Annotated in this window: 1 protein-coding gene; it reads right to left on the reverse strand. The window is 54.6% G+C overall.

Going from position 1 to position 507, the window contains the following annotated elements:
* A partial coding sequence (locus QM406_RS10105) for a hypothetical protein (RefSeq protein WP_414274130.1) occupies positions 1-507 on the reverse strand: 507 nt, incomplete at both ends.

A 507-nucleotide genomic window follows, 5' to 3' on the forward strand; every position in this document is an offset into this window, starting at 1 on the left:
TGCTTGCTGATTGGCTCGCACTGGTTGACGCTGACTGGCTAGCTGATGTGCTTGCTGATTGGCTCGCACTTGTTGAGGCCGATTGGCTAGCTGATGTGCTTGCTGATTGACTTGCAGACGTGCTTGCGGATTGGCTCGCGCTTGTGCTTGCGGATTGGCTCGCACTTGTCGATGCTGACTGGCTAGCTGATGTGCTGGCTGATTGACTCGCACTTGTTGATGCTGACTGGCTAGCCGATGTACTTGCGGATTGACTTGCGCTTGTTGAAGCACTTTGGCTTGCTGACGTGCTTGCGGATTGGCTCGCACTGGTCGATGCTGACTGGCTAGCTGATGTGCTTGCTGATTGGCTCGCACTGGTCGATGCTGACTGGCTAGCTGACGTGCTTGCTGATTGACTTGCGCTTGTTGATGCTGACTGGCTAGCCGACGTGCTGGCTGATTGACTTGCGCTTGTTGATGCTGACTGGCTAGCCGATGTACTTGCTGATTGACTTGCGCTTGTTG

The sequence above is a fragment of the Streptococcus infantis genome (assembly GCF_047465035.1).
GTDB lineage: Bacteria > Bacillota > Bacilli > Lactobacillales > Streptococcaceae > Streptococcus > Streptococcus infantis_T.